Annotated in this window: 7 protein-coding genes; all 7 read left to right on the top strand. The window is 53.4% G+C overall.

Annotation, left to right across the window (positions count from 1 at the left end; genetic code table 11):
• A partial coding sequence (locus tag BOW51_RS05595; protein ID WP_078476835.1) for an NADH-quinone oxidoreductase subunit D occupies positions 1-1123 on the top strand: 1123 nt, incomplete at its 5' end.
• 2 nt (positions 1124-1125) lie between these two features.
• A complete protein-coding gene (nuoE, locus tag BOW51_RS05590) occupies positions 1126-1620 on the top strand; it encodes an NADH-quinone oxidoreductase subunit NuoE (RefSeq protein WP_078476834.1) in 495 nt (164 codons plus the stop codon).
• Complete coding sequence (gene nuoF, locus BOW51_RS05585) at positions 1620-2885, top strand: NADH-quinone oxidoreductase subunit NuoF (protein ID WP_078476833.1); 1266 nt, start codon at positions 1620-1622, stop codon at positions 2883-2885. The genes nuoE and nuoF overlap by 1 nt, the downstream gene beginning before the upstream one ends.
• 5 nt (positions 2886-2890) lie before the next feature.
• On the top strand, positions 2891-5233 hold the full coding sequence (nuoG, locus tag BOW51_RS05580; protein ID WP_078476837.1) for an NADH-quinone oxidoreductase subunit NuoG: 2343 nt from the start codon (positions 2891-2893) through the stop codon (positions 5231-5233).
• A gap of 8 nt (positions 5234-5241) precedes the next feature.
• Entirely contained in the window at positions 5242-6288 is a 1047-nt protein-coding gene (gene nuoH / locus BOW51_RS05575) for an NADH-quinone oxidoreductase subunit NuoH (RefSeq protein WP_078476836.1), read from the top strand.
• The gene (nuoI, locus tag BOW51_RS05570) at positions 6288-6776 is read left to right on the top strand and encodes an NADH-quinone oxidoreductase subunit NuoI (RefSeq protein ID WP_135568082.1); all 489 of its coding nucleotides are present in this window, start codon (positions 6288-6290) and stop codon (positions 6774-6776) included. The genes nuoH and nuoI overlap by 1 nt, the downstream gene beginning before the upstream one ends.
• Positions 6777-6788: 12 nt before the next feature.
• On the top strand, positions 6789-7055 hold the full coding sequence (locus tag BOW51_RS05565) for an NADH-quinone oxidoreductase subunit J (RefSeq protein WP_370738157.1): 267 nt from the start codon (positions 6789-6791) through the stop codon (positions 7053-7055).
• The last annotated feature ends 122 nt before the right edge of the window (positions 7056-7177 follow it).

Below are 7177 nucleotides of genomic sequence, written 5' to 3'. Positions count from 1 at the left end.
TCGCGGTACTGAAAAACTCGCCGAGACCAAGCCTTATAACCAGAGCATCGGTTACATGGATCGCCTCGACTATGTATCTATGATGTGTAACGAGCACGGCTACGTGCTGGCAATTGAAAAACTTCTCGGTATCCAGGTACCGGAACGTGCGCTTTATATCCGTTCCATGTTTGACGAGATTACGCGCATCCTGAACCACCTTATGTGGCTCGGTACCCATGGCATCGACCTTGGCGCCATGACGGTGTTCCTTTACGCTTTCCGTGAGCGCGAGGATCTGATGGACTGCTACGAGGCAGTCTCCGGTGCGCGTATGCACGCGACCTATTACCGTCCCGGCGGCGTCTACCGCGACCTGCCTGACCAGATGCCGAAGTACGAGGCGAACAAGTGGCTCAAGCAGAAAGATGCGGATTACCGCAATAGTGCGCGCGAAGGCTCGCTGCTCGACTTTATCGAGGATTTTGCCGACCGTTTTCCAAACTGCATCGATGAATACGAAACACTGCTGACCGACAACCGTATCTGGAAACAGCGTACCGTTGGAATCGGCGTGGTGTCGCCTGAAGATGCAAAGAACATGGGATTTACCGGCCCCATGCTGCGCGGCTCCGGCGTTGCCTGGGATCTGCGCAAGAAGCAGCCATACGCCGCCTACAGCAAGCTCGATTTTGATATACCGGTCGGTACTAACGGCGATTGCTATGACCGTTACCTGGTACGCATGGAGGAGATGCGCCAGTCAGCTCGCAATATCAAGCAGTGCGTTCAGTGGCTGCGCGACAACCCCGGTCCGGTCATGATTGGTGATCACAAGGTTGCGCCGCCAAAGCGCGCCGACATGAAGGATGACATGGAGTCCCTGATTCATCACTTCAAACTCTTTACAGAAGGCTACTGTCCGCCAGAAGGCGAAGTATATGCAGCTGTTGAGGCACCCAAGGGTGAATTCGGCTGTTATATCGTTTCCGACGGTGCTAACAAGCCTTACAGGCTGAAGGTTCGTGCGCCAGGTTTTGCACACCTCTCTGCAATGCAGACGATGGCCAAGGGACACATGCTGGCCGACGTGGTCGCCATTATCGGCACCATGGATATTGTTTTCGGTGAGATAGACAGATAGAGATGAAAATAGATAAAACATCACTCTTCACCGACGAGGTTCGGGCGGAAATCGACAAGCACATTGCCAAGTATCCGGCAGATTGGAAGCAGTCCGCCTGCATGCCGGCACTGACTGCTGTGCAGGAGATGAACGGTGGTTGGCTGACACGCGAACTCATGGACCAGGTGGCGGCTTATCTCGATATGCCTGCGATTGCCGTCTACGAGGTTGCAACCTTCTACTCCATGTATGAACACAAGGAGGTGGGGCGTCACAAGATATGCCTGTGTACCAACATTTCCTGCATGGTGAATAACTCGGATTCAATTCTCGATCACCTGAACAAACGTCTCGGCATCAGTTTTGGTGAGGTGACCAAAGACGGAAAGTTCAGCATCAAGGAAGTCGAATGCCTCGGTGCCTGTGGTGGCGCCCCGATGATGCAGATCGGCGACCATTACTACGAGAATCTCACAACGGAGAAGATCGATTCGATCCTGGAGGGGCTGGAGTAATGGCAAACGAAGTCTGTTTTCGCACCCTGCACCGTGATGCTCCCTGGACGATTGAGCAGTATCGGCAAGAGGGAGGTTACAAGGTTCTCGAGAAGATTCTGCGCGAGAAGACCTCACCTGACGAGATTATCGAGGCAGTCAAGCTCTCCGGTCTGCGTGGCCGTGGCGGCGCCGGTTTTCCGACTGGCCTGAAGTGGAGCTTTATCAATCGCACCACGCCCGTTGAAAAATACGTGGTTTGTAACTCGGACGAGGGCGAGCCGGGTACATTCAAAGACCGCGACATTCTCAGGTATAACCCGCACCAGCTGATCGAGGGCATGATCATCTGTGGCTACGTGATTGGCGGCACTGCCGGTTACAACTATATTCGTGGCGAGTTCCGCGAGCCCTATTTCCGCTTTGAAGCGGCGCTTGAAGAGGCGCGTGCTGCCGGTTATCTTGGCAAGAACGTTCTTGGCTCAGGATTTGATTTCGACATCCACAGCCATCTTGGTGGCGGTGCTTACATCTGCGGTGAAGAGACCGCGCTTCTCGAGTCGATCGAGGGCAAGAAAGGTCAGCCAAGATTCAAACCGCCGTTCCCGGCGATGTTTGGCCTCTTCGGCAAGCCGACCGTAATTAATAACACTGAGTCCTTCGCTTCGATTCCTGTGATACTCGACAAAGGTGGACAGTGGTTTGCCGATCTTGGCGTGCCTAACAGCGGCGGTTCCAAGCTCTTTTCTATCTCGGGTAACGTCAACCGTCCCGGTAACTATGAAATCCCCATGGGAACACCGTTTCGCGACTTGCTGGAACTTGCGGGCGGCATGAAGGATGGGCGCACAATGAAAGCGGTCATTCCCGGCGGTTCATCATCCCCGGTTATCCCGGGCGAGCAGATGATGGAACTGAATATGGATTACGACAGCATCGCCAGTGCCGATTCAATGCTCGGTTCAGGAGCGGTCATCGTGATGGACGACACCAACTGCATGGTCAAGGTTCTCGACCGCATCTCCTACTTCTATTACGAGGAGTCGTGCGGGCAGTGTACGCCATGCCGTGAGGGTACCGGCTGGATGCACCGCGTGATCCACAGGATCGAAAACGGACAGGGCAGGCAGGAAGACCTCGACCTGCTTGATGATGTCGCAGCAAAAATTGCAGGGCGCACTATCTGCGCACTGGGTGATGCAGCAGCAATGCCTGTTGCAGGCTTTCTAAAACATTATCGAGATGAATTCCAGTTTCATATCGATCACGGAAAATGCATGGTGTAATGGCAATGAGTGAAGAACAGACCATTACAATAGAAGTAGACGGCAAGCAGCTGCCGGCAAAGCCCGGTCAGATACTGATCGATGTCACTGACGAGGCCGGTATCACGGTTCCGCGTTTCTGCTATCACAAGCATCTCTCGGTTTCGGCTAACTGCCGTATGTGCCTTGTCGAAGTAGAGAATGCACCCAAGCCGTTGCCTGCCTGTGCAACACCTTGTGCCGATGGTATGAAGGTGTTTACCAAGTCGCCACTGGCACGCGCAGCCCAGAAAGGAACTATGGAGTTCCTGCTGATCAATCACCCACTGGATTGCCCGATCTGTGACCAGGGTGGCGAGTGTGAACTTCAGGACGTTGCCATCGGTTACGGTAATGACGTTTCACGTTTCTCCGAGAACAAGCGCGTAGTTGCTGATCCTGATATCGGCCCACTGGTTGCCACTGAAATGACTCGCTGCATACACTGCACGCGCTGTGTGCGTTTTGGCGAAGAGATTGCCGGACTGCGTGAACTGGGTGCAACAGGTCGTGGTGAACACACCAAGATTGGTACTTATGTCAAACATGCGATGACTTCCGAACTGTCGGGCAACGTGATTGATCTCTGCCCGGTAGGCGCACTGACTTCAAAACCATTCCGCTATACAGCACGAGCCTGGGAGATGACCCAGCAAGAGACAATTGCAGCACATGACTCTGTTGGCTCGAACCTCTATGCGCATGTGCGTAGCGGCAAGGTGATGCGTATCGTGCCGCGCGAGAATGATGCAATTAACCAGACATGGATCTCTGATCGTGACCGTTTCGGCTACGCAGGCCTCGATCACGAAGAGCGGCTCACCCAGCCGATGGTTCGCGAAGGTGGATCACTGAAAACGGTTTCCTGGGATGTTGCACTTAACAAGGCTGCAGAATCCCTCGCCAATATGAAGACGCATCCCGACGAGGTGATGACACTGGTATCACCATCTGCCACGCTTGAAGAGATGTACCTTGCGCAGAAACTGGTGCGCGGTATGGGCAGTAACAATATTGATCATCGTCTTCGCCAGATCGATTTCCGTGGCGATGCGGCAGACCCGCAGGTGAGCTGGCTGGGCGTTACTCTCGACGATCTCGAGCGTTCCGATGCAGTCCTGCTGGTTGGATCGAACGTGCGCAAGGAACAGCCGATGATAAATCATCGCCTGCGACTCGCTGCCAATCGTGGCGCAAGCGTCATGTCGATCAACCCTCTATCAACTGAGGCGAATTGCACCGCTGGACCATCGCTAGTGGTCAAACCATCCGAGATGGTCAAGACTTTGCAGGCACTTGCCAGTGCGGTTGGCGCCGGTGATGATGAAATGCCTGTCAGTGATGAAATACGTACAATTGCTGAACGTCTGCGTTCAGCTGCTGATGCAGTTGTTCTGCTTGGTAATATCGCCGTCTCACATCCTGATTATTCAATCGTTCGCGATACTGCTGCGCGTATTGCTGAAGCAACCGGCTGTGCCCTGGGTATTATCCCCGAGGCTGCCAACAGTGTTGGTGCCTGGCTTGCAGGAGCAGTACCCAACAGGTTGCCTGGCGGCAAGCCTGTTGCAGTGTCAGGTCGCTCGGTTAACGAGATGATGACGCCACCACCGCAATGTGCATTGCTGCTAGGTGTTGAACCGATGGCCGATGTGGCACGTGGTCGTGCACTGGTGAATTCACTGCGAGGAACCGAATCGGTTATTGCCGTTTCGGCCTACGTGTCTGATGCGTTGATGGAAGTTGCAGATGTCGTACTGCCAATGACACCTTTTAGTGAAACATCCGGAACCTATGTTAATGCTCAACGCGATATGCAGAGTTTCAGCGGTCTGGTGAAGCCCAAGGGTGAATCACGACCCGGCTGGAAAATTCTTCGTGTACTGGGCAACTTTCTCGAACTGGAAGGATTTGATTTCGAGAGCTCTGAAGATGTTTGCAACGAGGTTATACAACAATGTGATGACAGCCTGCCTGATATGAAGGTTGGCCAGTCTGGCACAGGCGTGAGCAAAATCGAGGCTGGCGGAGTAGAGGCGACGCCCTATGTTCCTGCTTACAGTGTTGATGCAGTTGTACGCCGTAGCGAACCACTTCAGTCAACCGAAGATGCACGCTGCGTGTTCAGAATGCATCCGCAAACAGCATCGATACACGGTTTGACAGATGGTAACTGGGCAATACTCAGGCAGGGCGAAAACCACTGCAGCGCAAAGATCGTTACAGATGATGAGTTGTGTGAAGGTGTCCTGGTGTACGCCTCCCAGTCAGGTGATTTGATGTGGGGAAACAGCGAGATTAAAAAGGCAGAAACAGGAGTGATCTCATGATTGAATCAATGATCGCACTGTGGGAGTCACTACCGGTTATCGTGCAGATCTGGATCAAGATCGTTGTCATCGTCTTACCGTTGATGATTGTCGTTGCCTATTACACCTGGCTCGAGCGTCGTGTTATCGGTGCCATGCAGGTGCGCATCGGCCCCAACCGGGTCGGGTTCTTCGGTTTCAGGCTGCAGGGGCTGGGTCAGCCGATTGCGGATGCCATGAAACTGATGTTCAAGGAAATTGTCATTCCGACCAGGGCGAATCCTTTTCTGTTTGTTATTGCCCCCATGCTGACGCTGGGCCCGGCGCTTGCAGCCTGGGCCGTCTTTCCGTTTGACGAGAACCTCGTACTCGCAGATATCAATGCTGGCTTGCTCTACATTCTTGCACTGACCTCGCTGGCTGTTTACGGCGTCATCATCGCCGGCTGGTCTTCAAATTCAAAATACGCATTCCTCGGTGCCATGCGTTCCGCGGCACAAATCGTTGCCTACGAGATCGCCATGGGTTTTGCCTTGGTAGGCGTGCTGGTCGCTGCCGGTTCTCTGAATCTTGGTGATATTGTGCGCGCGCAGGCGGGTAGTGCAGCTCACTGGTTCTGGTTGCCGCTGTTTCCACTCTTCATGGTTTATATGATTGCCGGTGTGGCTGAAACCAACCGTGCACCATTCGACGTTGCTGAGGGTGAATCTGAAATCGTTGCCGGTTTCCATGTCGAATATTCCGGCATGACCTTTGCTGCTTTCTTCCTCGCCGAATATGCCAACATGATCCTGATCTCGGCGCTGACCGCGCTGATGTTCTGGGGTGGCTGGCTGTCGCCGTTCGAGGGAACCATTCTTCAGCAATATTTCGAATGGGTACCGGGAATTGTCTGGCTATTCGCCAAAACATTTGTCTTCATGGTGCTGCTGCTGTGGTTCCGTGCGACTTTCCCACGCTATCGTTATGACCAGATCATGCGCCTTGGCTGGAAAGTCTTCATGCCGATTACGATTGTCTGGATCCTGGTCGTCGGACTGGCGGTCGTCTACGAAATGCCATGGTGGTTTGACTGATGAAAGCCGTGACCAACTATGTAAAGAGCCTGTTCCTGTTTGAACTGCTGAAGGGCATGAAGCTGACGGGCAAATACTTCTTCCGCAAGAAGTTCACCGTCCTCTATCCCGACCAGAAGGCGCCAGTATCACCGCGCTTTCGCGGACTGCATGCGCAGCGCCGTTATCCTAATGGTGAGGAGCGTTGTATCGCGTGTAAATTGTGCGAGGCTGTATGCCCTGCGCTGGCGATCACCATCGAGGCAGAACCGCGCGAAGATGGACAGAGACGTACAACCCGTTATGACATCGATCTCTTCAAGTGTATTTTCTGTGGCTTCTGCGAGGAGTCCTGTCCGGTTGATGCGATCGTGGAAACCCGACTCTATGAGTATCACTTCGAGAGCCGTGAGGGGAGTGTCATCAACAAGCAGAAACTGCTTGAAAATGGTGAACGCTTTGAAGAACAGATTGCTGCTGACCGTGCGGCACAAGCACAGTACAGGTAAGTGGAAAGCATCATGAGTGTTGAAAAAATTCTCTTCTACGTTTTTGCCGCTATGCTGATTTTTTCAGCAGTAATGGTAATCACACGCAGGAATCCGGTTCACTCGGTACTCTTCCTGGTGCTGGCATTCTTTAATGCCTCTGCACTGTGGATGCTGGCCGAGGCAGAGTTCCTTGCCATTGCCCTGGTACTGGTCTATGTCGGTGCCGTAATGGTGCTGTTCCTGTTCGTTGTCATGATGCTGGATATCGATCTTTCCGAGATGCGCGCCGGTTTATGAAATATCTTCCGCTTGGCATTGCGATATCGGGTGTCATGGTGGCGGAACTGCTGATGGTTGTCGGTAGTGACTATTTCAGCCTGGAGAAGTATGCGGCTCCGGCAGCAAAGGCGGCTGACTAC

Origin of the sequence: Solemya elarraichensis gill symbiont (genome assembly GCF_002021095.1) — a bacterium.
GTDB lineage: Bacteria > Pseudomonadota > Gammaproteobacteria > Chromatiales > Chromatiaceae.
Note: the sequence above shows the minus strand (reverse complement) of the source record. Positions and strands in the feature narration are given on the sequence as shown.